Raw genomic sequence first — 25,784 nt, 5'->3', positions numbered from 1 at the left:
AAATGTCCCTTTCCGGGCGTATGGAAGCACGGGCACTTTCCTTCTCGCGTGCCATGCCGCACGCAAAGCCCCAAGGAGATTCCCATGACGCATCCTTTCTCCATGCAGGGCAAGGTCGGCATCGTGACCGGTCTTGCCAACCAGGATAGTATCGCCTTCGGCTGTGCCAAGGCGCTTCACCAGGCGGGCGCCGAGATGCTGGTGACTTATGCAAGCCCTAAGGACGAGGACAAAGTCAAACCGCTGGCCAGCGAGATGGGCGACCCCGAACTTGTGTACTGCGATGTTCAGAACGAGGAGCAGATGGAAGCGCTCTTTGAGCGTGCCAGGCAGCGCTGGGGCCGGCTCGACTTCGTGATCCACTCCATTGCCTTCGCCCCGATGGAAGACCTTCATGGTCGCTTGATCGACTGTTCGTTGGAAGGTTTCCAACTTGCCATGGACACTTCCTGTCACTCCTTCCAGCGCATGGCCAGGCGCGCTGAGCCACTGATGGAGGAGGGCGGCACTTTGATCTGCATGTCCTACCTCGGCGCGGAGCGCGTGGTAGAGAACTACAGCCTGATGGGCCCGGTGAAGGCAGCGCTTGAGTCCGCCAGCCGCTACCTGGCCATGGAGCTTGGCCCGCGGGGGATTCGCGTGCACGCCCTCTCTCCGGGGCCAATCCGTACCCGCGCCGCCTCCGCCCTCAAAGGCTTTGACGAACTGGTAGAGACAAGCCAGGCCCGTGCCCCGCTGAATCGTCTGGCCACCATTGAGGACGTGGGCCACGCCGCGGTCTATCTGGCATCATCCGCCGGTGCTGCCACCACAGGCACTCTGCACTACATCGACGGCGGTGATCGCATTCGCTACTGAGTGAACAACGACCGAGGGCAGCATGATGGAGATACACCAGGAAAACGAACGCTACATCGAAAATCACACGTTCGAGGAGATAAAAGTTGGCGACGAGGCCAGCTTCGAGAAGCGCCTCACCATGGATGACGTCAAGCTGTTTGCGATCATGTCGGGAGACGTCAACCCCTCCCATGTGGATAATGACTTTGCCCGCAGCAGCCGCTTCCAGGAGATTATCGCCCACGGCATGTGGGGAGGCGCTCTGATCTCCACTGTGCTCGGTACACGATTGCCCGGCCCCGGCACCCTCTACCTGGGGCAGACCCTGACGTTTCGCCATCCGGTGAAGCTCGGTGACGTGATCCGGGCCAGCGTCAAGGTCACCTCCAAGGATGACGAAAAGAATCAGATCACCTTCGACTGCCGCTGTGAGAATCAGCAGGGCAAGGTGGTCATCGAGGGCGAGGCGCGGGTACTCGCTCCCACCGAGAAAATCCGACGGCCGCGCACCGTTATGCCGGAGATTCGGCTGGCCGAGCGCGGTCGCCTGCACGAGATTCTCTCTGCCGCTGATCACCCAGAAGCCATCACAATGGCGGTGGTACACCCGGTGGATCGCGAGTCACTACTGGGTGCTGTTGCCGCCGCCGAGCATGGCCTGATCATTCCCCTGCTCGTGGGCCCCGCCCATAAAATAAAGGCGGCCGCAGAGGAGGCAGAGGCCGATATTGATAATTTTGAGCTGGTGGACGTGCCCCACAGCCACGCTGCTGCGGAAAAGGCTGTGGCCTTGGTGCGAGAGGGGCGGGCCGACTCGCTGATGAAGGGTGCTCTGCATACTGATGAGCTGCTACGCGAGGTACTCAAGCGCGAGAGTGGTCTACGTACGGAGCGCCTGATCAGCCACGTGATGGCTTTTGACGTGCCCACTTACCCGCGCCCCCTTTTCATCACTGATGCCGCCATCAATATCTATCCTAATCTCGACGACAAGCGCGACATCGTCCAGAACGCCATTGTCTTGGCCCATGCCCTGGGCAACAAGAACCCCAAGGTGGCCATCCTCTCCGTCGTGGAGACTATCAACTCCAAGATCGCCTCCACCGTGGACGCCGCCGCTCTCTGCCAGATGGCGCGTCGTGGACAGATCAAAGGCGGCACCCTGGATGGCCCACTCGCTTTCGACAACGCCGTCTCCGAGGATGCCGCCAGGGCCAAAGGGATTGACTCGGAGGTGGCCGGGCAGGCCGACATCCTAGTCGCCCCCGACCTGGAGTCCGCTAACATGCTCATGAAGCAGCTCACCTATCTTGCCGATGCCACCGGTGCCGGTGTGCTGGTGGGAGCGCGGGTGCCCATCGTGCTGACCAGCCGTGCCGACGAGGCGATCACTCGCATGGCCTCTTGTGCCCTGGCTCTGCTGCTGGCCGAGCACCAGAAACGCCAGCGTACCGAAAAGGAAAGCTGAAATGCGTAATGTTCTGGTCATCAACAGTGGCTCCTCGAGTCTCAAATTCGCTCTCTTCGCCGCGTCTGAAACGCAAGATGACGACCCGAAGAGCCTAGAGCTACGCTACCGGGGTAAGGTCGCGGGGCTCGGCGGCGACGACCACTCAACACCCGATGTGAGCGTAGAGAATGACCAGGGCGAGGTGATCGAACTCTCCGGCGACACCAAGTTGCCGGAAAGCACGAGACACAAAGACGCCCTTTCCTGGCTACTCGATTGGATCGACAAGCAGCCCGACCTGGAGGAGCTCGAGGTGGTCGGTCACCGCGTGGTGCATGGCGGTCAAAAGTTCCATGCGCCGGTGGTGCTCGACGCCGCGACGATCAATGAGCTCGATAAGCTCTCTCCTTTGGCGCCGCTGCATCAGCCTTATTGCCTCGATCCGGTCAAGCGGCTTGCAGAGCAGCGGCCCGAGCTCACCCAGGTGGCTTGCTTCGACACCGCTTTTCACACGACACAGCCGCGAGTGGCTCAGCAGTTCGCCCTACCCCGAGAGCTGACCGACAAGGGGCTGATCCGCTACGGCTTCCATGGCCTGTCCTACGATTATATTAACCGCGTGCTACCTGACTACTTAGATGATGACGAGCCCGCTGAACGGCTGGTGGTGGCGCACTTGGGGAACGGCGCAAGCCTGTGTGCTATCAAGAATGGCCAAAGCATAGCCTCCACAATGGGTTTCACCGCCCTCGAAGGGTTGCCCATGGGCACCCGGTGCGGCAGCCTTGATGCTGGGCTCGTGCTGTATTTGCTGAGTGAGGAGGGCATGAGCGTCGACGAGGTGAGCGAGCTTCTCTACAAGCGCTCCGGGTTACTGGGTGTTTCCGGTATCAGCAGCGACATGCGTGAGCTGCTGGCAAGCGACGCCCAGGAAGCCCGGGAGGCGATCGAACTCTACGTCTATCGTATCGCCCGCGAGATCGGCAGCCTTGCCGCCGCCATGGGCGGGCTTGACCAGTTGGTATTCACCGCTGGTATAGGTGAGCATGCGGCCCCCGTGCGTAAGGCCGTATGCCAACAGTGCGAATGGCTCGGCCTCGTCCTCGACGACGATGCCAATCGCCGTCACGCCAAGCGCATCGCTAACAGGGAAAGCCGCGTGGGTGCCTGGGTTATTCCAACCGACGAGGAGCGCATGATCGCTTGGCACGCCCTTCGCCTGATACGAGAAGCCTCAAATACTGACGCATCATGATTAGAAGGAGGCAGAGCTGCCTCCTATCAATGTCAGTTGCGAATTAGATAGTCGAAAGCACCCAGCGATGCCTTCGCGCCTTCACCCATGGCAATAATAATCTGTTTGTAGGGCACGGTGGTTACATCGCCCGCGGCGAATACACCAGGCACTGAGGTCATGCCATGGGCATCGACAATAATTTCACCGCGCGGGGTCATTTCAATCGGGGAGCCTTTGAGCCACTCGGTATTGGGCACTAAGCCAATTTGCACAAAAATACCTTCCAGCGCGATGGCTTTACTCTCATCGTTAGTGCGGTCGATATAGTTCAAGCCATTGACGCGGCTGCCGTCGCCGGTGACTTCGGTCGTCTGCGCATTCAGAACAATATCGACATTCGGTAGGCTTTTAAGCTTTTTCTGCAGCACTGCGTCAGCGCGCATTTCGCCCATAAACTCTACCAGCGTTACATGACCGACAATACCCGCTAGGTCGATAGCCGCTTCAACGCCGGAGTTGCCGCCGCCAATGACGGCAACGCGTTTGCCTTTGTACAACGGCCCATCGCAGTGGGGGCAGTAGGCAACGCCTTTGTTACGATATTCTTGTTCACCGGGGACGTTCATTTCGCGCCAACGGGCGCCCGTCGCCAAAACCAACGTTTTGCTTTTAAGCGTAGCGCCTGATTCAAACGCGATTTCGTGAAGGCCGCCGTCTACGTCAGCCGCTTTAAAAACGGTGGCGTGCTGTAAATTCATGACATCGACTTCGTACTCTTTCACGTGCTCTTCGAGCGCGCTGACCATCTTGGGGCCTTCGGTGTGCGAGACGGAGATGAAGTTTTCAATTCCCATGGTGTCCGCCACCTGCCCCCCGAAGCGCCCAGCGGCAAGGCCGGTATTGATCCCTTTGCGCGCCGAGTAAATAGCGGCCGCAGCGCCGGCCGGGCCGCCACCAATCACCAGCGTATCGAAAGCGGCCTTTTCGCTTAGTTTTTTGGCTTCGCGCTCGGCAGCGCCAGTGTCGACCTTGCCAAGAATCTGTTCAAGCGTCATGCGGCCTTGGTCAAACGGCTTGCCGTTTAGATAAATGCTCGGCACTGACATGATTTCACGTGCTTCTACTTCATCTTGAAACAGTGCGCCGTCAATGGCCACATGGCGAACCTTCGGATTGAAGATAGCCATTAAATTGAGCGCTTGAACCACGTCAGGGCAATTCTGGCACGACAGTGAGTAGTAGGTCTCAAACAGCATCTCACCGTCGAGGGCTCTGATTTGATCAAGCACTTCCTCAGACGTTTTAGGCGGATGGCCGCCAACTTGCAATAACGCCAGCACTAGCGAGGTAAACTCGTGGCCCATGGGAATGCCAGCAAACACCACGCCGGTGTCTTCGCCGGGGCGGTTGATCGCAAACGACGGCTTACGTGACGCTTGGCCGTCGCTGTGCAAGGTGATTTTGTTGCTTAGGCTGCTGATCTCTTCCAGCAGACTGAAAAGTTCTTGTGATTTGGCACCGTCATCAAGGGAGGCAACGATCTCGAACGGCTGCGTCACTTTTTCTAAATAGGTTTTTAACTGGGATTTTAAATTGGCGTCCAGCATGACAGTCGCCTCCTGGTAATTAACATGTCGGTGTTGAGTCACAGGGCACACAGTAAAACCATGCGCTTGAAACAAGTCACCCGGGCTGGTGGTGCCCGGGTGACGCGCTGCCAAAAGGGCAACTGAATTAAAAAATGTCCGCCTGGCAGCCGTGGGCAGTTTAGATTTTGCCGACTAGATCCAGTGAAGGTGCCAGTGTTTCTCCGCCTTCTTTCCATTTAGCCGGGCATACTTCGTTAGGGTTCTCACGAACGTATTGAGCGGCTTTAACTTTACGCAGCAACTCTTCGGCATTACGGCCAATGTTGCCCGCGTTGATTTCAACAATTTGGATCTTACCATCGGGATCGACAACGAAAGTGCCGCGCTCAGCAAGACCGGCGTCTTCGATCAAAACTTCAAAATTGCGTGAAATACGCAGCGTCGGGTCTGCAATCATCGGGTATTGCAGTTTGCCGATAGTTTCAGAGCTGTCGTGCCATGCTTTGTGAGTAAAGTGGGTGTCGGTTGAAACACTGTAAATTTCAACGCCCAGCTTTTTGAACTCAGCATAGTTGTCTGCCAAATCGCCAAGTTCGGTAGGGCAGACAAAAGTAAAGTCAGCCGGGTAAAAGAAGAAAATAGACCACTGGCCTTGCATGTCCGCTTCAGTCACGTCGACGAATTCGCCGTTCAGGTAAGCAGTCGCTTTAAATGGCTTTACTTCAGTGTTTATCAAGGACATAACGTTAATCTCCAGTTGTCATGAGTGAAAGGTGTATAAATAAGCTAATGCTAATGGCTAGCGACTAATGTCTAAAATTAAAAAAAGACATCAAATCAATAGTGTTGACCTATGGGGTGATGTGCAATCGTTGGTTGATGGGCAATAGTGACCCAGCGGTTTCTGGGGGTGGAAAGGGAAAAAACAAGTTTTTCTCACATTGCCTTGCGGTAGGGGGCGCGGCACCGCAAAATTCGCACGCTTATTCATATAGCCTAAGCTGATGTTAGCCGTTAGCTCACCAGCAACCGGCGTGCGTGAGGCTAAAACAGTGAAGACAATAGGAGTCATCGAATGGGGAATATCCACAAACTTTCCGCGGCCGTTGCGGCCATCTCGTTTGTCGCAGCGGCTAGCGCTGCCCACGCCCAAGAAGAGGTGCGGGTGTACAACTGGTCAGACTATATTGCGCCGGAAACGCTTGAAAAGTTCACCGAGCGAACCGGCATTGAAGTGACCTACGACGTTTATGACAGCAATGAGATTCTCGATGCGGCGCTTCTTGCCGGGCGTTCCGGCTACGATGTGGTGGTGCCTTCTACCTACTATTTTACCCGTCAATTGAAAGCCGGTGTTTATCAGCCGCTCAATCACGAGTTACTGCCTAATTTAGACAACCTCAATGCCGACCTAATGGACAATTTGGAAGCCATTGACGAAGGCAGTGAGTACTCGGTCCCCTATATGTGGGGGACCAACGGAATCGGCTATAACATTGACCGTGTGAAAGAAATCTTGGGGGATGGCGCGCCGGTGGATAGCTGGGCGCTGCTGTTTGACCCTGAAATAACCGCGGCACTAAGCGAAGCGGGCTGCGGCTTGTCAATGTTGGACTCCGGCGATGAGATGCTCTCGCCCGCTATGGCGTATTTAGGCTTAAACCCGACAAGTGAAAGTATTGACGACCTGGAAGCCGCCGGTGAGCTGCTTGCCGATGTTCGCGACGACATGACGTACTTCCATTCTTCGCGCTATGTGTCCGACCTCGCCAACGGCAATATCTGCGTGGCGGCTGGTTACTCGGGTGATGTTTTTCAAGCTGCCGAGCGTGCCGAAGAAGCCGGGCGTGAATTTAGTATCGGTTACAGCATCCCCAAAGAAGGCGCGGCCCTCTGGTTTGATATGATGGCAATCCCCGCTGATGCGCCGAATACTGAAAACGCCCATGCGTTTATCAACTTTATCCTCGACCCGAAAATCGCCGCTGAAATTACCGAGTACGTGCGGTACGCTAACCCCAACGCGGCGGCGAATGAATATCTGTCTGACGAAATACTAAACGATCCTGCGATCTACCCAGAAACCGAGGTCATGCAGAACCTATACGTCCAGGCTGAAAAGCCTCAAGATGTCTTGCGCGCCCGCACGCGCATCTGGAACCGCGTAAAATCCGGCCGTTAAGCAGATACTTACCCGATAGCGAGCCCAAGCACCTTCTCACCGGCTCGCTGTTCTTGTTTTTTAATGCCCGGAGTCCCGGGCCTTTTGATGGGAGTGGCTAATGGTCACTACGCCCCTATCGAACGCGCTTTCATCTGCTTCGCCAGCAGCACCTTCCTCGCGGCCCTTGGGCAAAACCCCGCGGTTTGCTGAGGATGTGGTGCTGGAAGTGAAGCGTTTGAGCAAACGCTTTGACGATGCGCTGGCGGTGGATGATGTCAATTTGAAGGTTAAGCGCGGTGAGATTTTCGCGCTTTTAGGCGGATCCGGATCGGGTAAATCAACCCTGCTGCGTATGCTGGCGGGATTTGAAACGCCGTCTGAGGGCAGCATTTTATTAGACGGTGACAACATCACCGCGATGCCGCCGCACAAGCGGCCCATCAATATGATGTTCCAATCCTACGCGCTGTTTCCGCATATGACGGTGGCGCAGAATATTGCTTTTGGCTTAAAGCAGGACAAGCTGCCTAAGGCGGATGTCGATGCCCGCGTGACCCAAATGCTCAAGTTGGTGCATATGGAACGCTTTGCCAAACGCAAGCCGCACCAACTGTCGGGTGGTCAACGCCAGCGGGTGGCGCTGGCTCGCTCGCTGGCCAAACGACCCAAGCTGTTACTGCTAGACGAGCCCATGGGGGCGCTGGATAAAAAACTGCGTACTGAAATGCAGCTTGAGGTGGTCGAGATCATTGAGCAGGTCGGCGTTACCTGCATGATGGTGACCCACGACCAGGAGGAGGCCATGACCATGGCCGACCGTGTGGCGATTATGGCCGACGGCTGGATTGAGCAGGTAGGGTCACCGGTAGATATCTACGAAAGCCCGGTAAGCCGTATGGTGGCGGAATTCGTCGGCACGGTGAATCTGTTTGAAGGCGAGATTATCGACGACGCTGCCGACCACTGTCGTATCGTCGCCCCCGCGCTTGAACGGCCTATCTACATAGACCACGGCATTACTACCCAGGCGATGAATCGACGCGTTTGGGTGGCCCTACGGCCGGAAAAAATTTGGCTAACGCGGGAAAAACCCACCACGGAGTATAACTGGGCGGAAGGCAAGGTCGATGATATCGCCTACCTAGGCGGTTTCTCGCTGTACTACGTGCGCACGCCGTCGGGCCAAATCATCAAGGTCAGCATGGCCAATACCGAGCGTCGCGGTGATCGGCCCACCTGGGAAGACAGCGTGTATGTCTACTGGGAAGACCACAGCACGATTGTTTTGAATCGTTGATGCCTGCGTTTTTACCGCGAGGAGACTGCTTTAAATGATGCCATCTCGTTTGTTAGCCCGTTCTTCAGCAATGTTCAAGCGCTGGCAGTTAGGGCGCCGGACTGTGATCGCATTTCCGCTCGTGTGGCTGACGCTGTTTTTTTTACTGCCCTTTGCGCTGGTGCTCAAAATCAGTTTGTCCGAGGCGGCGATTGCCATTCCACCTTACGGCCCGCTGCTTGAGTACGCCGACCAAACGCTGCAAATCTTTCTCAATCTCGGCAATTATCTCTTTCTGCTGTCAGATTCGCTGTATATCGCCGCCTACTGGGGGTCGGTGAAAACCGCGTTTATCGCCACGGCCGTCTGTTTGCTGCTGGGATATCCGATGGCCTATGCCATGGCGCGGGCGCCAGCACGTTGGCAGCTGCTACTATTGTTGCTGGTAATGCTGCCGTCGTGGACGTCGTTTTTGATTCGCGTCTACGCGTGGATGGGGATTCTCAGTAACAATGGATTAATCAATAACCTATTAATAGGACTGGGCCTGATTGATGAGCCGCTGCGTATGATGAACACGCAGTTTGCGGTCACTATTGGCATTGTGTACGCCTATTTGCCGTTTATGGTGTTGCCGTTGTATGCCCATTTGACACGCATGGACAACTCGCTGTTGGAAGCCGCCTCGGATCTTGGCTCGCGCAAGATAAATACCTTTATCAAAGTCACCTTGCCGCTTTCCATGGGCGGTATCGTGGCGGGTTCGATGCTGGTGTTTATCCCGGCGGTAGGCGAATTTGTGATCCCTGAGCTGCTTGGCGGCCCGGATACGTTAATGATCGGCAAGGTACTGTGGGAAGAGTTTTTCCTTAACCGCGACTGGCCCGTAGCGTCAGCGCTGGCGATGGTGATGCTGCTGCTGTTACTGGTGCCGATTGTCTGGTTCCACCGCTATCAGTCCAGGGAACTCGGATAATGAACAAGTTGCGGCGGATTAATTTCTCGACGTTTATGCTGGGTGTGGGCCTGCTGTTTCTCTATCTACCGATGGTCGTGCTGGTTGTATATTCGTTCAATTCGTCGCAACTGGTGACGGTATGGGCGGGTTTTTCCATCAAATGGTATGGCGAATTGTTTCGTGACGAACAGATACTATCGGCGGTGTGGACGAGTCTGCGCATCGCATTTTTCGCTGCCAGCATGGCGGTTTGTTTAGGCACCGTGGCAGCCTTTGTGATGACCCGCTTCGGCCATTTCCGTGGCAAAACGGCACTCTCGTCGATGGTGACGGCGCCGCTAGTGATGCCCGAAGTCATAACAGGCCTCTCGCTGCTGTTGCTATTTGTGCAAATGGCGCAGATTACCGGTTGGCCTGCCGACCGAGGTATGGCGACGATCTGGATTGCCCACACGACCTTTTGCAGTGCTTACGTGGCGGTGGTGGTGGCTGCGCGCCTGCGGGAAGTGGATCACTCGATTGAAGAAGCGGCGATGGATTTGGGCTCGCCGCCGATGAAAACCTTCTTTTCAATTACATTGCCGATCATTACCCCAGCACTGGTAGCGGGGTGGCTGTTGGCGTTTACGCTTTCCCTGGATGACCTGGTCATTGCCAGCTTTGTCTCTGGGCCAGGGGCCAATACGCTGCCAATGGTGGTGTTTTCGTCGGTGCGCATGGGGGTGTCGCCGAAGATCAATGCGCTTGCCACGCTGATTATCCTGGCGGTGTCGTTGGCAACGTTATTGGCCTGGTTTTTTATGCGCCGCAGTGAGACCAAGCGGGGAGCCGCCCTACAGGAAGCCGAGCTGCAAGACGACTAATTCACACTATAGAACATCGTCGTCGCGCCCAGCCACCACGCTTTCGAGCTCACCGGTCATTGGCGAGACGATAATTTGTAGCTGGATAGGCGCGCAGCACTGGTGGCAATCTTCCCAGGTGTCGTGGCTGCCCTGAGACGTGTCGATCATAAAAGTCAGCGGCGAATCGCAGTAAGGGCAGTGGAAGTCATAATTGACTAGGGCGTCGTCTTGCATTGTTGGCTACCTTGTATAGCGGGTGCGCTGATTCGGTTTGTTACTCTTATAGTGTAGCAGGGCCGCCGCCGGGTAGGGCATCGTGGGATTGAATCAGGTAGGATATCCAGGCTCTAAATACCTAAAGCAACGCAGTGAGAGTAGCGATGATGTTACGTAACATGGCAGTAGCGGCCCTGGTGGCCTTTCCGATGGTCGCGTTGGCTGAAACCCCTAATGTAGCCGCTGGTGAGTGGGAGTTTGTGAGTAAAACCAGCGTCAGCGGCGAAATGGAAATTCCGGATCAAACCGAAACCGAGCGTCAATGCATTACGCAGGCAGAGCTGGATGGGAGTGAATTTGGCTTCATTGAGGAAGAAGAAGGCTGTGAGTTGCTTGACCAAGACATAAACGCGGACGGCCTAAGCTACAGCATGGTATGCCATGCAGAGGGTGGCGAAGCGACTATTGATGGTGAAATGCGCTTTATGGGCGAGCGCATCGAAGGCAGCGTGGATATCCTGACCCAGTCACCTATGGGCGAGCTGAATATGAATACCGTTATTGAGGGTGAATACCTCGGCGAGTGTGGGTAACCACCAGCTCTTTTTAAAGCCTTTCTTCAAAGGGTGCCTGTTGGCACCCTTTTCATTAAGGGTGTCATTGCGACGAAGAAATCTTAAGCCTGTGGTGGCATTCAACCCTGAGATCGCCACGCTTCGCTTCGCGATGACAAACACAGTCACCCTCCGAGATTGCTTCACTGCGTTCGCAACGACATCCCATCTGTCGTTGCGAGGAGTGAAACGACGAAGCAATCTCAAGCCTGCGGGGGCAAATAACCCCGAGATTGCCACGCTTCGCTTCGCGATGACAAACACAGTCTACCGCTGAGATTGCTTCACTGCGTTCGCAACGACATTCCATCTGTCGTTGCGAGGAGTGAAACGACGAAGCAATCTTAAGCCTGCGGGGGCAAATAACCCCGAGATTGCCACGCTTCGCTTCGCTCAATAACATCAGTCAGACGGCGCGTTAGCTATTTCAGCTTCCAGCTGTTGCTTCACCGCCCCAGGTGAGCCGGTGTGGCGCGCCAGTAAGTCGTAAGCCACGGGCACCACAAATAACGTAAACAGCGTTGCTGAGCCTACCCCTGCCATAATGACGGTACCGATGACCAGGCGCGACTCAGCCCCTGGGCCCGTCGAGACGATCAGCGGAATAGCACCGGCCATCGTCGTCACCGCGGTCATCAAGATAGGCCGCAGGCGCGTCACCGAGGCTTCAATCAACGCTGTTTGAAACGCTTTACCCTCGTCGCGCAGTTGGTTGGCAAACTCGACAATCAGAATACCGTTTTTTGCCGCTAGGCCAATCAGCAACACCAAGCCTACTTGGCTGTAGATATTCAGCGACTGACCGCTTAGCAACAGGGCGAGCAGGGCGCCACTCATGGCTAAAGGCACCGTCAGCATGATCACAAAGGGGTGAATCAGGCTCTCAAACTGTGCCGCCAACACCAAAAACACCACCAACGCGCCGAGAATTAGCAGAAACGCAGTGGCACCGCTGGCCTGTTGAAAGTCCCGCGAAGCACCCGCCACGTTGGTTTGCGCCTCTTCGGGTAACAGGTCGGCAGCGGCCTGTTCTAAATACGCCAAAGCTTCGCCAAGCGGGTAGTCATCCGCCAGGTTGGCTTCAATGGTAATTGCCCGTATGCGGTCAAAGCGGTTCAGGGTGCTGGCACCGGCAAAGTCGGAAAGGGTGACCAAGCTTGCCAGAGGAATCAGCTCCCCGCTACGTGCCGAGCGCACCTGAATGTTATCCAGCGCCCTTGGGCTATTCTGGCGGCTCCGGTCACCTTCTAAAATCACATCGTATTCCTCGCCGTCGTCCACATAGCGGGTGACGTTACGGCCGCCTAAAAGTACTTCGAGCGTCCGGCCAATTTCGGTTACGGTCACGCCTAGCGAAGCGGCTCGCTCATAATTAATGTCTACCCGCAGCTGCGGTTGGGTTTCGTTGTAGTTGCTCTCAAGGGCCGTCAAGCGTGGGTTGTTGGCGCGCACATGGTCAATTAAGGTATCGCGCCACTGGGCAATTTCCTGGTAAGTACCGCCCCCTAGCACAAACTGCACCGGTTTTTGGGTGCGTTGACCAAACCCTTGGCGCATCACCGGGAAAGCTTGCACGCCTGGCAGCGTACTTAGGCTTTGGCGTACCTCCGCGATAATCTCCCAGGCGCTGCGGCGGCTGCCCCAGTCGGCCATATTGACGATAATAAAGCCGCTATTGAAATTCTCGATATTGCCGTAGCCACGTGGGGCGCGAACCACCACGCGCTCCAGTTCGCCACTTTCCACCAGCGGCGTCATGCGCGCTTCGATCTCATCCATATAGTCCATCATGTAGTCGAAGGTCGCGCCTTCTGGGCCGTTGACTAATACGATAAAGTTGCCGCGATCCTCCTGGGGGGTGTATTCGGTGGGCAGCGCCGTGGCCAGCCAAGCGGTGGCGGCAATCAGCAATGCAAACATAGTGACGACCAGCCAGCGCATTTTGAGCATCCACTCTAACGACGTTTGGTAGCGGCGTTGTGTGCCATTGAGCAGCCACTGCACGGCGTTGCCAATGCGGCTATCGTGCATGCCCGGCTTAAGAATTTTCGAGGCCATCATTGGTGTGAGGGTCAGCGCCAGCAGGGTGGAGACCACAACCGCGGCGGCCATGGTCAGCGCGAACTCGGAAAATAGCCGACCAATATCGCCTTGCAGCATGCTGAGTGGTACAAAGACTGCCACCAGCACCAGGGTGGTGGCGATGACCGCAAAAGCGATTTGGCGGGTGCCGCGAAAAGCCGCGACGAGTGGGGTTTCGCCGTAGTCGTGCATGCGCCGGTTAATGTTTTCCAGCACCACGATGGCGTCATCGACGATCAGGCCAATGGCGAGCACCAGTGCTAACAGCGTTAACAGATTGATCGAAAAATTCATCACCGCTAGGGCCGTGAAAGCGCCGATAACCGCAATCGGTACGGTCACCGCGGGGACCAGGGTGGTGCGCAAATTACCCAGGAACATAAAAATCACCACCACGACCAAGCCCATGGCGATAAACAGTGTTATGACGACCTGCTCAATGGCGCCGGCGACAAACAGCGAGGCGTCGTAGTTGAGGCTCAATGACATGCCGTCGGGCAGGGTGCCTTGCAGGCGTTCAAGTTCTACCTGTACCGCGTTTGAAAGCTCTAATACATTGGCCGTCGACTGCATGATCAGGCCCAGACCGACCATGGGCATGCCGTTAGAACGAAAGACAGTGCGATCCTCTACCGCGCCGACCTCTACCCGCGCCACATCTGCAAGCCGCACCAGGTAGCCGTTATCGTCCTGAGTGAGGGCGGGCGGATTCAGCGCTAGGCGCTGAAAATCCTCGGCGCTGGCAAAGCTGCGGGGCAGGCGGACAATAAACTGGCGATCTTCGGATTCAAGCGAGCCTGCCGGGAGTTCCACGTTCTCGGCGCGTAGCGCCTCTTCGATATCGCTAACGGTGAGTCCGCGGGCGGCCATTGCATTGCGGTCCAGCCAGACGCGCATGGCATAGTCGCTACCGCCGCCGACACGCACTCGGGCAACGCCGGGCTGAACGGAAAGGCTGTCGACCAGAAAGCGATTAGCGTAGTCGGTCAGCTCGGTGATGGAGTAGTCTTCGCCAGAAAGGCTTAGCCACACGACCACCTCTTCGCTGCTATCGGCTTTGGTCACCTCGGGGTTGTCAGCGTCGTCGGGAAGGTTGCGTAGCGCGCCGGCAATGCGGTCGCGAATATCGTTGGCGGCGGCGTTGATATCGTTATTAATACCAAATTCGATTTCAATCTGGGAGCGGCCGTCTTCGCTTTCCGAGGTGATCAGCTCTATACCTTCAACGCCCGCAATCCGATCTTCCAGCACTTGGGTTATGCGCGTTTCCACCACGCTAGCCGAGGCACCAGGGTAGCGGGTATCGATAGTGACCACCGGCGGGTCGATAGTGGGGTACTCTTGGAGCGGCAGACGATTGAGCGCCAGTAGGCCAAAGGCAACAATCAGCGCCGCGATAACCATTGCCAGCACCGGGCGTTGGACAGAGATATCCGACAGGCGCATTAGCGGTCAGCCTCCAGCAACGCACGGATATCGGTGTCATCATCGGCAATGCCTATTAACCTGACGGCTAAGCCATCCCGGGCCAGCTGCAGGCCGTGAAAAACAATTAAATCGCCAGCCGATAGCCCTTCGATAATTTCCACGTCACCCTGGCGGCGTTCGCCGATTTCGACCTCTCGCTGAGCCAGCCGGGTGGTTTCGTCGCGCGCTTCAATCAGCATCACAAAGTGGCGATCTCCGCTGGGTACAATCGCCGCTTCGGGAATCACTACGGTGTCGCGTACGCGCTGTTGAATGTTTACTTCCATCAACATGCCGGGGCGCAGGCGCCCATCGGTATTGTCGAGTTCAGCGCGGACGCTGACGCTGCGGGTAATAGGGTCGATTCGCGTGCCGAGGGTGGCAATTTCGCCGCTAAACACTTCGTCGGGGTAGGCGGCCGTCGTGGTACTCAGCGTTAGCCCCGGAGACAGACGGCCGAGATAAACTTCAGGCACGCTGAAATCGAGTTGCATCACGTCCAGTTTATCGAGGGTAACCAGTTCCATCCCTGGGGTGACTAGAGCGCCAATGCTGATATCGCGAAAGCCGACGCGGCCGGTGAAGGGCGCTTTTATTTGGTAGTTGGCGAGCTGAGCCTCAATGGCTTGAATATCCGCGTCCGCTTGGCGTAAACGTGACTGACTATCTTCCACGTCGGCGCGGGCCGCTAGATTGCGTTCTTGCAGCTGCGAAGCGCGATTTGAGGCGTTGCGGCGTTCTTCGCGTAGTGCTTGGGAGGCCCTCAGTTGCGCCTGTTCTTCGGCATCCTCCAGGCGAATAAGCAGTTGCCCCGCTTCGACCTGCTGGCCGTCGCGGAAATTGATTTCAGCGACAATTTCCGTGACGGTGGCGGATAGCGTGACGCTCTCATCAGCGCTAAGCGTGCCTAGCGCTTCGATGGGATCCGACCAGGCAGTGGTGACCGCCCGTGTGCCAATGACCGAGGGTGTCGATTGGGCAATCGCCACATTGGTCAGTAGTAGAGTGAGAGGCACAAATAAGAGTCGCAACAACTGTCGTCGATAAAAGGGCAAAAGCATAGTGTTCTCAGCGTTAGGTACTATTTATACAACAATTGTATAGAGTAATTTGATCATATAATAATTTTTAAGCCCGACCCTGTTAGAATGCCTGCTTTTTACAGCAGGAGTCGCCCTCATTATGATCTATGACGTCGTCATCATCGGTGCTGGCGCGGCTGGCTTAATGTGCGCGGCGCAAGCGGGCTATGCTGGCAAGCGAGTGTTAGTACTTGACCATGCGAACAAAGCGGGTAAGAAGATTCTGATGTCCGGGGGCGGGCGCTGCAATTTTACCAACCTGGGTACTACGCCACAGCACTTTTACTCGTCAAATCCTTACTTTTGCATTTCGGCCCTTAAGCGCTACCGACCTGAACACTTTGTCGAGCTGGTGGAGCGCCACGGCGTTGAACACGTCGAAAAAACGCCGGGCCAGCTGTTCTGTGCCTCCTCGGCAAAAGAGATTGTGCGTACGTTACTTACCGAGTGTGAATGGGCGGGGGCTGATATAAAGCTTAGTACCCAGATCACCCGCGTGGAGCAGCGGGGTGATGCCATGCAGCTAAGCACTTCACTGGGTCGTATTGATGCGGGCGTGGTCGTAGTGGCGTGCGGTGGGCTGTCTATTCCGAGTATGGGGGCGACAGGGTTTGGCTACGATATCGCTCGCCAATTTGGTTTAGACGTCTTTGCTACTCGGCCAGGGCTAGTGCCGTTTACCTTGAGCGATACCTGGAAAGCCCGCGCAGCAGAGCTTTCCGGCGTCAGCGTGCCCGTGGCCGCTAGCGCCAGTGGTCGCCGCTTTGTAGAGCCGATGCTATTTACCCATCGCGGCTTATCGGGCCCGGCGATGCTGCAAATTTCTAGCGTTTGGCAGCCGGGCGAGAGCCTCGCGGTTGATCTACTACCCGGTGAGAATGCGGCGGCGTCGCTGCGTGAGGCGCGCGAATCGACGCCCAAGCGTCAACTGTCTACCTGGCTTGGCGAACGCTTCCCAAAACGCTTGGCGCAAGCGCTGTTGGAATGGTATCCCGACCATGACCCGGCGCGCCCGCTGGCGCAATATGCCAACGCGGCGCTGGATGAGTGGGCGGCAAGGCTTAACGACTGGCAATTAAAACCAGCGGGAACCGAAGGCTGGCGTACTGCCGAGGTAACCATGGGCGGGGTTAATACCGACGCGCTGTCGTCCAAGACCTTTGAGGTTAAAGGCTTGCCGCAGCTGCGCTTTATCGGTGAGGTGCTGGATGTGACGGGAGAGCTTGGCGGGTACAACTTTCAGTGGGCGTGGGCCAGCGGCGTCGCCTGCGGACAATCTTGCTAGGCAACGCTGCTAGCCCAAGCAATAGCGTTAGAACTAGCTAGCTACTTTGGCTAACAATTTAAGCTTCTTAAGTAGCATGTAGCCCGCCAGAACTTTTCTGCCTGCCACCATTGCGCCGCCAGGGTGGCGCATCAGCTTGTAAGCGGTAAAGCCGCCGACAGCGTAGAGCGGCAGCTTAAAGCTTTGCCAGTGCTTGTCGAGTGGTGATGCGACCTGCTGTAAATAGTCACTATCCACCAAGATGTCTACGCGTTGCTGCTCAAGCTCAGCTAATATTAGTGCTTTGCGCTCGGCACGGCTGGGTGGCTTCGTTGGTGGTTTAGCGGTGTCTGCGGATGGTTTCATCACTTGGCTCCTCAAGCAGTGCTCGATCTGCGGCAAGCTGTTTGAGTGTTTCTTTTAAAAGCGAGTGGCGCTTCGATTGGCGAACGGCGATCCACGCTAGTAACAAACTTGCGCTTATCAACACCCCAGCGCTTATGGCGATGGCGGTTAAGCGATAGCTATCCCAGAACAGCACGACGACCAGGGCGGTCAGCGTGGCGATGCCTAATAAAAGCAACACCAAGCTAGCCCCGGCGAGAAGCAGCAGGACCAATAAGCGAGCACGCTCTTCCTCTAACTCAAACACCGCCAAACGCAGGCGAGTTTCGCTATTAGCGATTAGCGATTTCAATAAGCGTTTGGCGGCAGAGAAGACGCGTTGGGTAGGACCCAAAGCCATTAGCGACGACCGAGCAGCATACCCACCACCATGCCTGCAGCGGCAGCAACGCCAATGCTTGTCCAGGGGTTATCATGCACGTAGCGGTCGCAAGCATCGGCTTGCTGGGTCAATGAATCACGCGTGTCGTCATAGATACGCTCACCGCGTGCTTCAAGACGCTCCCGGGTATCTTTCAAGCGGCGCTCTGCGCGGCTACGCAGGTCGTTCATCTCGCCGCTGGCGTCCTTGGCCGTCGCGTTGACCAGCTCTTCAACGGTTTCGCTTAAGTGGCGCAGATCATCTTTAAGTTGATCGGCTTGAGTAGAATAAGTTGGTTGACGTTTAGCCATGGAGTCTTCCTTTGACGAATGAATGAACTATACAGACACTAGCATAGCAGCCAGACATCAACAGACAAGTGAATACGCCTATCGGTTCAGCCCTGAGGCACTAAATAAAGGATTTAAGCTAAACCCAATGCTTAGGCGGTGCACGCGATGATCATAATCAATCAAGCTTTCACCATAGCCATGATAGTACTGAACATGGGCTCGTAAGCTGTTGAAGGCAGGCCAGCTATAATCAATTTGGGTACCTATGTTGCCTGCGCTGGGGTTGCCGCGTAACTGACCACTCACTTCATGATTGTTGTTAAGGCGTTTAGCGAGTCGAATATCGCCGTATCCCATGTAGCGCTCGATATCCGGGTTGTCGTCATCCCCTGTGGATTCTGGAACGCGCCAATGCGGTGCCAAGGTGAACGCCCAGTCGCCGCTTTGGAAAATGCTTTCAAGGTAGACACGGTTCCAGCTGCGAGATAACGGGTCCGAGCGGCCGTTAGACTGGTGGTTGAAAGCCACTCGGTTACGGGTATTCACCCACCCAAGCGCCCCCCAGGCATTATCAAAGTCGATAAACATTTCGGGCTCGTAGTTGGTTTCGCGAAATGGCGACGAGGCATCTGTGTTGTAAGCCTGCCACCAGCTGCGCTGCGTATAGCCAAAATAGACATCGCCGTAGTCGCCGAATAATTGTTCAACAAGGTTAACTTTGACACTAAGCTGGAATTTTAGCTCTGTGCTACCCACCTCGGCGTCATCGGAAATACTGCGGAAGTTTTCACGGTTTTGGTTATCGTTATAGCTGATCGGAAATAGATAATTGGTGCGATGGGTGGTGATCGAAAACGGATTCCGGCTTGATTCCTGCTCCAATTCACGGCGCTCGCTCAAATCTTCCCGAGCAGTCTCTTCGGGTAGCGCTTCAAAGGGTAAACCTTGTAAGGCGTCGCTGGGTTTTTCAACCTGCTGAAGCTGTTGATGCAGCTGATAAAGTTCAGCGTTGAGTGCGCGTATACGTGCCTCAATCTCTGCTTGAGTTTCCGCTAGGGCATCCGCGCTAAAGGCAGCAAGACTGAGTATGACGAAAAGCTTTGTGAACAGCTGTTTTCGGGTGACCATCAAGGTGGCTCGCAAAATGAATGAATAGACAAATGCCGAGAGTGTTTCTATCACGCCGCCTGCGGAAGTCAACAGCACTGATTGCGCTAGCTATCAGAACGCCTGACAATACTCCTTTATCCGTTCTGCGGAGCTTTCGATGTCAATGAGGCATAAGTAACGTGTTGAGATGCGCTTGTCAGTGGTTCGTAACGTGTTTATTCCTGCTGCTTATCAATGGCAGTTTTATCCCTACTCCAGCCCACGCCGAGGTACTTGAACGCGTGCCCGAAAAGGCTGAACTAGCCTCAAGGCTTGCCGAGCTCGAAGCCATTGAAGACGCCGCGCTGACGGCCCAGCAAGCCAGTGATAAAGAGGCCTTAGAAGCAGCGCTAGACGCTTATGAAAGGCTGACATCGGTGGCTGAACGGCGCACGGCGTTAGAGGCTCGTATTGAACAAGCCCCTGAACAGCTAGCACGTTTAGAACGTGAGCTGAGTGAGGCCGAGGAGGCCTCTCAGCAGCTGTCGGTGTCTGACTTGAATGATCGGCCTCTCGACGAGCTAGAAACATTACAAAACCAAACCGTGTTGGAACTCCAGCAGCTACAAAGCCAACTAGCCGAGGTTAGCTCACAGCTACTCTCCGCTCAAACGTTGCCTGAGCGTGCCCAACAATTGATTGCTGAAACCCTTCAGCGTGCCGAGAGTTTACGCCGACAGCATGATGAGCGCGAGGCTTTGCTGGCGGATCGGCAACTTTCTGCGCTAAGCGATGCACGTTTAATTCAACTACGCCTTGAGCGAGCAGTCGCTGAACGCGAAGTGAATCTTTATCAGCGCGAATTAAGCGCTAATAGCCGCCTGCGCGAGCTAGCCCAGCAGCGCCGCGATTTGCTTTTGAGGCAGATCGATTATCAAGAGCAGCAGCTCAACATGCTGCAAGGGGTTATCGACAGCAAACGGCAGCTGGCCTCTGAGCAGGCCATTGCCGACGCTGCTCGGGATAACCCGTTGATTGCCGCCGGGCATCCGGTGGTGGTGCAAGCACAACAAACCAATCAGTCATTAAGCCTAGAGCTACTGCGGGCGACAGACCGTTCCAACAGTGTTGTGCGTGAAAACATTGAAGCTCAGCGCCAGTTGGAGCACGTTCGGCAGTTGCAGCGCAGCCTTAACGAACAAATTGAAGCTATACGTGGCAGCCAGCTACTGTCGCGCATCTTGCGCGAACAGCGCCAATCACTGCCGCCGTTGGCGGCACGGCGAGATTTACAGGACGAAATTGCTGACCTTCGCCTCAAACAGTTTGATTTGGTACGCCAGCGAGACCAGCTACGCCAAACTGAACAGTTTGCCACCCGGCGTTTAGAAGCGGCGGGTGTCGAAACCACGCCAGAGCTAGTGGACTCGCTCTCGCGGCTCTATCAATCGCGTCGAGAGCTGGTCGAGCAGTTGGAGCAGGTGTACGGCAGCTTATTAAGCGCGGCTATTGAGCTACAGCTTAACCAGCAACAGCTATTAACCACTACCAGCGAGCTGCGTGAAACCATCGATGAACAGCTGTTTTGGGTCGCCAACAGCCGCCCTCTCGATGTTAATTGGCTGCGCCAGCTGCCCTACAACCTGCGCACTGAATGGCAAGAGGGCGAGTGGCGCGCCATTTTACCTAGGCGTTGGCAAGGGGGCTCGTGGGAAGTGCTAAAGGGGGCGCCGCTTGTGGTGCTTAGCCTAGTCCTCATAGGGTTGCGGAGACGGATTAAGCAGCGCTTAGCCAATATACACTCGCAGATTGGGCGATTAAAAAGCGACACGCAGCTACATACCCCTAAAGCGGTGCTGTTGAACGCGCTGTTGGCGCTGTCAGGTCCGCTGGCGTTGGCGGGCGTTGGCGTTGGGCTGCAGGCCACGGCTGGGCCGCTGGCGACTAGCGTTGCCCCGGCGCTGCTTCAATTGGCTTTAAGCTGGGCCGTGGTTGCTTGGGTGCGCCGTCTATTGGTCGCCGACGGCGTGGCTGAGCGCCATTTCACCTGGTCGCCTAGTTACACCGCTCGCTTGCGGCAGCTCTTAGGGGGGTTAGGTATCGCTATTGTGCCGGTGATTGGCATTGCGGTGATGTCGGGTGAAATGGAAACGCCGTTAGCGCTGCGCCCCGTCGCGTTATTCCTTTTTTCAATAGGCTTGTTGGCCATGAGCTGGGTGCTCGCCCAGTTGATACTGGCGCATGTGCCGGTATTTGGAGTACGCCTATTTCGCTTATTGTTAGGGCTGGCTATGGCGTCAGTGCCGTTATTTCTACTCGGGTTAGTGGTCTGGGGATACGAATATACTGCGCTGCGCCTAGTCGGCAGGTTTGCCATTACGCTCTATCTACTCGGCTTGTGGGTAGTGGTGGAAGCCACCTTGGTAAGAAGCTTGGCAGTTGCCGCGCGACGGCTGGCCTATCGCCGCGCGTTGGCACGCCGCCGTGCGCAAGTGCAGGAAGGCGCCGAAGGTGGGCTTGAAGTGGTAGAGGAGCCGCCGCTTGATATGGAACAGATCAATAGTCAGTCGCTGCGGCTTTCCAAGCTGATTGTGTTAATTGGCTTCAGTGTGCTGCTTTACTTGGTTTGGTCGGATTTACTCTCAGTGTTGGGTTACTTAGACAATGTATCGCTGTGGGAGGCCCAAGACGGCGACTTAGTCGACGACGTACTGTCGATTTCCGATATGTTTACTGCTCTGTTAGTGGTCGCCATTACCTTCATTATGGCGCGTAACTTGCCCGGCCTTCTGGAAGTGATGGTGTTATCACGGCTAACGCTGAAGCAGGGTAGCGCCTACGCCATTAGCTCGCTGCTCTCTTACACCATTGTGGGCACCGGGATCGTGATGGGGCTGGCAACGCTAGGAGTCTCTTGGGACAAGCTGCAGTGGCTGGTGGCAGCCTTAAGCGTGGGTCTGGGGTTTGGCCTGCAGGAAATTTTCGCCAACTTCATCTCTGGCTTGATCATCCTGTTTGAGCGTCCAATTCGTATTGGCGACACCATCACCCTGGGCAATTTGCACGGTACCGTCAGCCGTATTCGTATCCGCGCCACGACCGTCACCGATTTTGACCGTAAAGAAATTATTATACCCAATAAAACCTTTGTTACCGACCAACTGATTAACTGGTCACTGTCGGACAATATTACCCGTGTGGTGCTCACTTACGGTGTGGCCCACGGCTCCGACATGGCAAAGGTGCACCAGCTATTACGCAAGGTGGCGGATGAAAATCCTCGTGTGCTAACCGACCCAGAACCCCAGGTTTTCTGTTTAAGCTATGGGCAGCACAGTCTTAATTTTGAGCTGCGTATCTTCGTCAACGACCTCTTGGATCGTTTGTATGCCGCCGATGAGATTAACTGCCGAGTCGACGCACTTTTCCGTGAGGCGGGCGTGCGCGTGGCGTTCGAGCAGATGGATGTGTGGCTACACCCAGATCAGGGCGAAGCGGTAAAAGTACAGTCGGCGAATCAATTTTCGCCTCCTGCGCCGACATAACGCGCTGGTTTTAAGCCTCTTTTACCGCGTGAAGGAGAAATTCGCGGTTGCCGTCGCCGCCGGTGATTGGGCTTTCCTGCCAATGGCGCAGGGTCAGTCCGCAGTCGTCACAAGCGCGGCGAATATTGGCTTCTACTTCGCTAAAACGCTTGGCATCGCGGACCACGCCGCGCTTGTCCAGAGCGTCGGCATTAAGCTCAAACTGGGGTTTGACCAGCGAGATCAGCTGGCCACCCTTGGGTAGCAGGGCGGCGATTTCGGGGAGTATTAACGTTTGGGAAATAAACGAAACGTCCATGATGGCGCTATCAATGGGCTGAGCGGAAAGCACCTTGTTAAGGGTAGCGTCACGGCTCATGGCGCGCGCGTTTAAACCTTCTAAACAGGTGATGCGTGGGTCGCCACGCAGTTCAGTGGCAAGTTGGCCGTGGCCAACTTCCACACCTATCACATGGCGCGCGCCGTAATGCAGCGCGCAGTCGGTGAACCCGCCCGTCGATTGGCCAATATCGAGCACGACGTCATTGTCAAAGCGCATCGCGAGGGTCTCTAATACCGCCTCAAGCTTTAAGCCAGCCCGAGAGGCATAACGCTCCTCAGGATCGTTTTCTACCGCAAAGCGGGTATCGTCAGGCCATTTTTCGGACGCTTTGGTTAATGGAGGGCCGCCATCGGCAAGGCGTATCCGCCCATGGCGGATCAGCCGCTGGGAGCGGGTACGCGAGTTGGCCAGCCCTTGGCTGACCAACAGCTGGTCAAGTCGCATCATCAGTCGATAGGTCGCTAAGCGGTTCGGTTACCCTTGGCCAGGAGGCGCACTAGGGCCTTGGTCGGCCTGAAGTTCGGCAGGCGGTAGGCGCGAGGCTCCCCAGCTGCGGTGCAGGTAGTGTTTAACGCTTTCGAGCTCGTCGCTAGTAACAGATACCAGTTCACCGCGCTCAAGCGGGTCATAGTGATAGATATATAGCCGCGACGCAAAGCGTTCAAAAGGCAGTGAGGCTTCGCCAAACCGCTCGCCATTGCCGGAGGTGCTGACGATGACGTTATCGCCCCAATCCTGACCGCTATCATTGTTGGGGTTATAGAAATACACCCGCATCATGTCAGTAGGATCAAGGGATACCCGCAGAATGGTAATCGCGTGCCAGCCAATAAAACGCGCTGCGCTATCGGTGACCGCAATCCCCGCCGGTTGCGGATGAATAAGCGGCTGGTTGCCATTGTAATAAGGGTGATAGCAAGCGAAGAAGTGACGCACAAAATCGTCGACCTCGTATAGCTGGCCGGTGGCAACATCAACATTGATACGAAAGCCGCGGCCTGACCACCAGCCGTGGAACTCAGGGTTCACCCAGCGGTGAGGGTCGCCTTCACGACCAATACAGCGTCGGCCCATTTCGGCATAAATACGGTCCAGGTGGGGTACAACGATGAGCGAAACGGGGTCGAGATCCATGGGTAAGGCGGTGGCAACGCCAGAGAGGCTTGCCATTGATGAGATGGCTTGGCCTTCGAAATGCATAATGATTTCATCATCACGCGCCGCCCAGGCGACCATTTGCAATAAATAATCCGGGTCATTATACGCCCACATAGACAACGCTCGAGCGGACTGGCAAGTCGGATTGTTGCCTTGGCCAACCCCGAGCGGCAGGCCCAGCATACACAGCACGCCTTCTATCAAACGGGCGCGTGCTGAGACACTGTCGCCATAGGCCATATTAAGCCGCGACTGTGCCCACTCGGAGAGCGGCAAATTAAGCTGTCGCCACATTGCCGGTGCGACCGGTGGCTGATAAAGAATGCCGCGTTCAAGCATCAGCGCTAGACCATAGACCGCTTGCGAAGTAGCCGAATAAACACCGCTACGAATCAGAGCGTGGACCAATTCGCGGTAGCAGAGCAGGCAGTCACGGCCGGTCGAGGAAAGCCCCAGCGCTTCGGAGACCAGGTGATCACCCTCTTCAAGCAGATAGCGCAGTAACACCGCATGATAAGGCGATACTAAGCCGGTATCGTGCATAGCCCGTGCGAACCCCGTGGATTCAGCCTGAAGCGCGGCTTGGTCCATGCGCTCTAGGCGATCGCGATAAATATCCACGCCGGGGTCTTCACGGCAGGCCTGGGTGGGGCCGTAAAGCGAACTCACCAGCCGGTCGGCGCCCTGGCCGCTGGCGCCAAGGTCAATCGCCGGATTGGCCTGACACAGCGCGATCTGGGTGATCATCTGTTTAATCGCATCCACTTGGATAGGGCGCTGCTTTAAAATGCGCCAAATCTCATCGATTAGCCGATCAACGATGTGCTCGTAGCCAATCCGCTCAGCCAAGTGCTGGAACAGCTGGCGAGGAATGGTGGCAAGTTGCCCCTGGTTTTCGCGTTCTGCCTCGCTGGGGGGCATGAACAGCAGCCAGAGGTTAATTGCCATCACCTGGGTGAGATAATGGTGGGCATGCTCGGCAGACACGAGCGGATGTGCATATACGCCTTTAGCGACAGAAAGCAGTCTGAGCTCGCTTAGCGCCTCAATGACGACCACGTTAGCATCCGCGCTTTTGAGCGCGAAGGGCGTCAGAGTGGGCACTAAATACTGCGGCGTTTCCCAGTCAGAGCCTAAAAATACGCCTGCCTGCTCATAGGCTTGCGCACGATTTTCTAATGCTTCACAACCGCCATCCTGCATTAGGATATGCCGCGCAGTGTCTAACACTTGCGGCAGCTGGGCGGCCTTTGATAAGTCGGTCGACTGCATCAGCAGGCGTACGGCCTCATCAAATTGGCTCAATAGCTCATTGAGCTTGTTATCTTCTTGGGAAGACGTGAGCTGATCTGTCTTCACGGTGACTCCTTATCCCTGCGTTAACGGGAAGTATACATAGAAGTCGAGATCTTCGTGGCATTTGAGTAGATCTCAAATCGTATGTGTATTCTCGCCTTTGAAGTAAACCAGACCCCAATGGGCACCCAACGCGGTGCGTTGCTTGGCGGCTTCTTCTATAGGTCTGGT

At 55.8% G+C, this 25,784-nt stretch carries 21 protein-coding genes; 10 read left to right on the top strand and 11 right to left on the bottom strand.

Annotated elements, in window-relative coordinates; translation table 11 throughout:
• Positions 1-84 precede the first annotated feature (84 nt).
• Genes fabI through RZA33_RS13405 form a run of 3 tightly spaced genes read left to right on the top strand, consistent with a single transcriptional unit; the run spans position 85 to position 3,545 of the window.
• Entirely contained in the window at positions 85-858 is a 774-nt protein-coding gene (gene fabI, locus RZA33_RS13415) for an enoyl-ACP reductase FabI (RefSeq protein ID WP_317508219.1), read from the top strand.
• A gap of 22 nt (positions 859-880) precedes the next feature.
• On the top strand, positions 881-2,308 hold the full coding sequence (locus RZA33_RS13410; RefSeq protein ID WP_317508218.1) for a bifunctional enoyl-CoA hydratase/phosphate acetyltransferase: 1,428 nt from the start codon (positions 881-883) through the stop codon (positions 2,306-2,308).
• Between the two features lies 1 nt (position 2,309).
• Entirely contained in the window at positions 2,310-3,545 is a 1,236-nt protein-coding gene (locus RZA33_RS13405; RefSeq protein ID WP_317508217.1) for an acetate/propionate family kinase, read from the top strand.
• Positions 3,546-3,577: 32 nt separating this feature from the next.
• Here RZA33_RS13405 and ahpF read toward each other — a convergent pair whose 3' ends face one another.
• Positions 3,578-5,134 (bottom strand): alkyl hydroperoxide reductase subunit F, encoded by a 1,557-nt coding sequence (ahpF, locus tag RZA33_RS13400; RefSeq protein WP_317508216.1) that lies wholly within the window; start codon positions 5,132-5,134, stop codon positions 3,578-3,580.
• A 160-nt stretch (positions 5,135-5,294) separates the two neighbouring features.
• Positions 5,295-5,858 (bottom strand): alkyl hydroperoxide reductase subunit C, encoded by a 564-nt coding sequence (gene ahpC / locus RZA33_RS13395; protein ID WP_317508215.1) that lies wholly within the window; start codon positions 5,856-5,858, stop codon positions 5,295-5,297.
• A 333-nt stretch (positions 5,859-6,191) separates the two neighbouring features.
• Between ahpC and RZA33_RS13390 the strand changes: the two genes are divergently transcribed.
• The 4 genes from RZA33_RS13390 to RZA33_RS13375 all read left to right on the top strand — a co-directional run bounded on the left by RZA33_RS13390 (position 6,192) and on the right by RZA33_RS13375 (position 10,377).
• Positions 6,192-7,298, top strand: coding sequence for a polyamine ABC transporter substrate-binding protein (locus tag RZA33_RS13390; RefSeq protein ID WP_317508214.1), 1,107 nt, complete (start codon positions 6,192-6,194; stop codon positions 7,296-7,298).
• 100 nt (positions 7,299-7,398) lie between these two features.
• Entirely contained in the window at positions 7,399-8,577 is a 1,179-nt protein-coding gene (locus RZA33_RS13385) for an ABC transporter ATP-binding protein (protein ID WP_317508213.1), read from the top strand.
• 34 nt (positions 8,578-8,611) lie between these two features.
• Positions 8,612-9,532, top strand: a complete 921-nt coding sequence (locus tag RZA33_RS13380; RefSeq protein ID WP_317508212.1) for an ABC transporter permease subunit — start codon at positions 8,612-8,614, stop codon at positions 9,530-9,532.
• Positions 9,532-10,377 carry an ABC transporter permease subunit gene (locus RZA33_RS13375; protein WP_317508211.1) on the top strand — a complete coding sequence of 282 codons (846 nt, stop codon included), beginning with the start codon at positions 9,532-9,534 and terminating at the stop codon, positions 10,375-10,377. Before RZA33_RS13380 ends, RZA33_RS13375 begins: the two co-directional genes overlap by 1 nt.
• A gap of 6 nt (positions 10,378-10,383) precedes the next feature.
• On the opposite strand, the gene RZA33_RS13370 is transcribed toward RZA33_RS13375, so the two are convergent.
• Positions 10,384-10,593 (bottom strand): CPXCG motif-containing cysteine-rich protein, encoded by a 210-nt coding sequence (locus RZA33_RS13370; protein WP_317508210.1) that lies wholly within the window; start codon positions 10,591-10,593, stop codon positions 10,384-10,386.
• Between the two features lie 146 nt (positions 10,594-10,739).
• Here RZA33_RS13370 and RZA33_RS13365 point away from each other — a divergent pair, with 146 nt between their 5' ends.
• A complete protein-coding gene (locus tag RZA33_RS13365; RefSeq protein WP_317508209.1) occupies positions 10,740-11,168 on the top strand; it encodes a DUF3617 domain-containing protein in 429 nt (142 codons plus the stop codon).
• Positions 11,169-11,591: 423 nt separating this feature from the next.
• On the opposite strand, the gene RZA33_RS13360 is transcribed toward RZA33_RS13365, so the two are convergent.
• Together RZA33_RS13360 and RZA33_RS13355 are read right to left on the bottom strand one after the other, a co-directional pair.
• Positions 11,592-14,717: an efflux RND transporter permease subunit gene (locus tag RZA33_RS13360; RefSeq protein WP_317508208.1), complete on the bottom strand. Its 3,126-nt coding sequence runs from the start codon at positions 14,715-14,717 to the stop codon at positions 11,592-11,594.
• Positions 14,717-15,799 carry an efflux RND transporter periplasmic adaptor subunit gene (locus RZA33_RS13355; protein ID WP_317508207.1) on the bottom strand — a complete coding sequence of 361 codons (1,083 nt, stop codon included), beginning with the start codon at positions 15,797-15,799 and terminating at the stop codon, positions 14,717-14,719. The genes RZA33_RS13360 and RZA33_RS13355 overlap by 1 nt, the downstream gene beginning before the upstream one ends.
• 121 nt (positions 15,800-15,920) lie before the next feature.
• Here RZA33_RS13355 and RZA33_RS13350 point away from each other — a divergent pair, with 121 nt between their 5' ends.
• Positions 15,921-17,105, top strand: a complete 1,185-nt coding sequence (locus RZA33_RS13350) for an NAD(P)/FAD-dependent oxidoreductase (protein WP_317508206.1) — start codon at positions 15,921-15,923, stop codon at positions 17,103-17,105.
• Positions 17,106-17,138: 33 nt separating this feature from the next.
• Here the strand turns inward: RZA33_RS13350 and RZA33_RS13345 are convergent, their stop codons facing one another.
• The 4 genes from RZA33_RS13345 to RZA33_RS13330 all read right to left on the bottom strand — a co-directional run bounded on the left by RZA33_RS13345 (position 17,139) and on the right by RZA33_RS13330 (position 19,271).
• Complete coding sequence (locus RZA33_RS13345) at positions 17,139-17,450, bottom strand: YqjK family protein (protein ID WP_317508205.1); 312 nt, start codon at positions 17,448-17,450, stop codon at positions 17,139-17,141.
• Positions 17,425-17,829, bottom strand: a complete 405-nt coding sequence (locus RZA33_RS13340; protein WP_317508204.1) for a phage holin family protein — start codon at positions 17,827-17,829, stop codon at positions 17,425-17,427. The genes RZA33_RS13345 and RZA33_RS13340 overlap by 26 nt, the downstream gene beginning before the upstream one ends.
• Complete coding sequence (locus tag RZA33_RS13335) at positions 17,829-18,161, bottom strand: DUF883 family protein (RefSeq protein WP_317508203.1); 333 nt, start codon at positions 18,159-18,161, stop codon at positions 17,829-17,831. The genes RZA33_RS13340 and RZA33_RS13335 overlap by 1 nt, the downstream gene beginning before the upstream one ends.
• Positions 18,162-18,239: 78 nt before the next feature.
• Complete coding sequence (locus tag RZA33_RS13330; RefSeq protein ID WP_317508240.1) at positions 18,240-19,271, bottom strand: phospholipase A; 1,032 nt, start codon at positions 19,269-19,271, stop codon at positions 18,240-18,242.
• Between the two features lie 161 nt (positions 19,272-19,432).
• Here RZA33_RS13330 and mscK point away from each other — a divergent pair, with 161 nt between their 5' ends.
• The gene (mscK, locus tag RZA33_RS13325) at positions 19,433-22,777 is read left to right on the top strand and encodes a mechanosensitive channel MscK (protein ID WP_317508202.1); all 3,345 of its coding nucleotides are present in this window, start codon (positions 19,433-19,435) and stop codon (positions 22,775-22,777) included.
• Between the two features lie 10 nt (positions 22,778-22,787).
• Here the strand turns inward: mscK and RZA33_RS13320 are convergent, their stop codons facing one another.
• Both RZA33_RS13320 and RZA33_RS13315 read right to left on the bottom strand, forming a co-directional pair.
• Complete coding sequence (locus RZA33_RS13320) at positions 22,788-23,546, bottom strand: TlyA family RNA methyltransferase (protein WP_317508201.1); 759 nt, start codon at positions 23,544-23,546, stop codon at positions 22,788-22,790.
• 27 nt (positions 23,547-23,573) lie between these two features.
• Positions 23,574-25,616: a hypothetical protein gene (locus RZA33_RS13315; protein ID WP_317508200.1), complete on the bottom strand. Its 2,043-nt coding sequence runs from the start codon at positions 25,614-25,616 to the stop codon at positions 23,574-23,576.
• Between the last annotated feature and the right edge of the window lie 168 nt (positions 25,617-25,784).

The organism is Halovibrio sp. HP20-59, assembly GCF_033052795.2.
Classification (GTDB): domain Bacteria; phylum Pseudomonadota; class Gammaproteobacteria; order Pseudomonadales; family Halomonadaceae; genus Vreelandella.
This window is presented reverse-complemented; position numbering and strand designations above follow the sequence as displayed.

Coding starts and splice junctions, on each gene's coding strand:
- RZA33_RS13405 (WP_317508217.1), top strand. CDS start 2,310: ATGCGTAATGTTCTGGTCATCAACAGTGGCTCCTCGAGTCTCAAATTC.
- ahpF (WP_317508216.1), bottom strand. CDS start 5,134: ATGCTGGACGCCAATTTAAAATCCCAGTTAAAAACCTATTTAGAAAAA.
- RZA33_RS13410 (WP_317508218.1), top strand. CDS start 881: ATGATGGAGATACACCAGGAAAACGAACGCTACATCGAAAATCACACG.
- RZA33_RS13390 (WP_317508214.1), top strand. CDS start 6,192: ATGGGGAATATCCACAAACTTTCCGCGGCCGTTGCGGCCATCTCGTTT.
- RZA33_RS13335 (WP_317508203.1), bottom strand. CDS start 18,161: ATGGCTAAACGTCAACCAACTTATTCTACTCAAGCCGATCAACTTAAA.
- RZA33_RS13330 (WP_317508240.1), bottom strand. CDS start 19,271: ATGGTCACCCGAAAACAGCTGTTCACAAAGCTTTTCGTCATACTCAGT.
- RZA33_RS13340 (WP_317508204.1), bottom strand. CDS start 17,829: ATGGCTTTGGGTCCTACCCAACGCGTCTTCTCTGCCGCCAAACGCTTA.
- RZA33_RS13370 (WP_317508210.1), bottom strand. CDS start 10,593: ATGCAAGACGACGCCCTAGTCAATTATGACTTCCACTGCCCTTACTGC.
- fabI (WP_317508219.1), top strand. CDS start 85: ATGACGCATCCTTTCTCCATGCAGGGCAAGGTCGGCATCGTGACCGGT.
- RZA33_RS13320 (WP_317508201.1), bottom strand. CDS start 23,546: ATGATGCGACTTGACCAGCTGTTGGTCAGCCAAGGGCTGGCCAACTCG.
- RZA33_RS13380 (WP_317508212.1), top strand. CDS start 8,612: ATGATGCCATCTCGTTTGTTAGCCCGTTCTTCAGCAATGTTCAAGCGC.
- ahpC (WP_317508215.1), bottom strand. CDS start 5,858: ATGTCCTTGATAAACACTGAAGTAAAGCCATTTAAAGCGACTGCTTAC.
- RZA33_RS13350 (WP_317508206.1), top strand. CDS start 15,921: ATGATCTATGACGTCGTCATCATCGGTGCTGGCGCGGCTGGCTTAATG.
- RZA33_RS13345 (WP_317508205.1), bottom strand. CDS start 17,450: ATGAAACCATCCGCAGACACCGCTAAACCACCAACGAAGCCACCCAGC.
- RZA33_RS13360 (WP_317508208.1), bottom strand. CDS start 14,717: ATGCGCCTGTCGGATATCTCTGTCCAACGCCCGGTGCTGGCAATGGTT.
- RZA33_RS13355 (WP_317508207.1), bottom strand. CDS start 15,799: ATGCTTTTGCCCTTTTATCGACGACAGTTGTTGCGACTCTTATTTGTG.
- RZA33_RS13385 (WP_317508213.1), top strand. CDS start 7,399: ATGGTCACTACGCCCCTATCGAACGCGCTTTCATCTGCTTCGCCAGCA.
- RZA33_RS13375 (WP_317508211.1), top strand. CDS start 9,532: ATGAACAAGTTGCGGCGGATTAATTTCTCGACGTTTATGCTGGGTGTG.
- RZA33_RS13365 (WP_317508209.1), top strand. CDS start 10,740: ATGATGTTACGTAACATGGCAGTAGCGGCCCTGGTGGCCTTTCCGATG.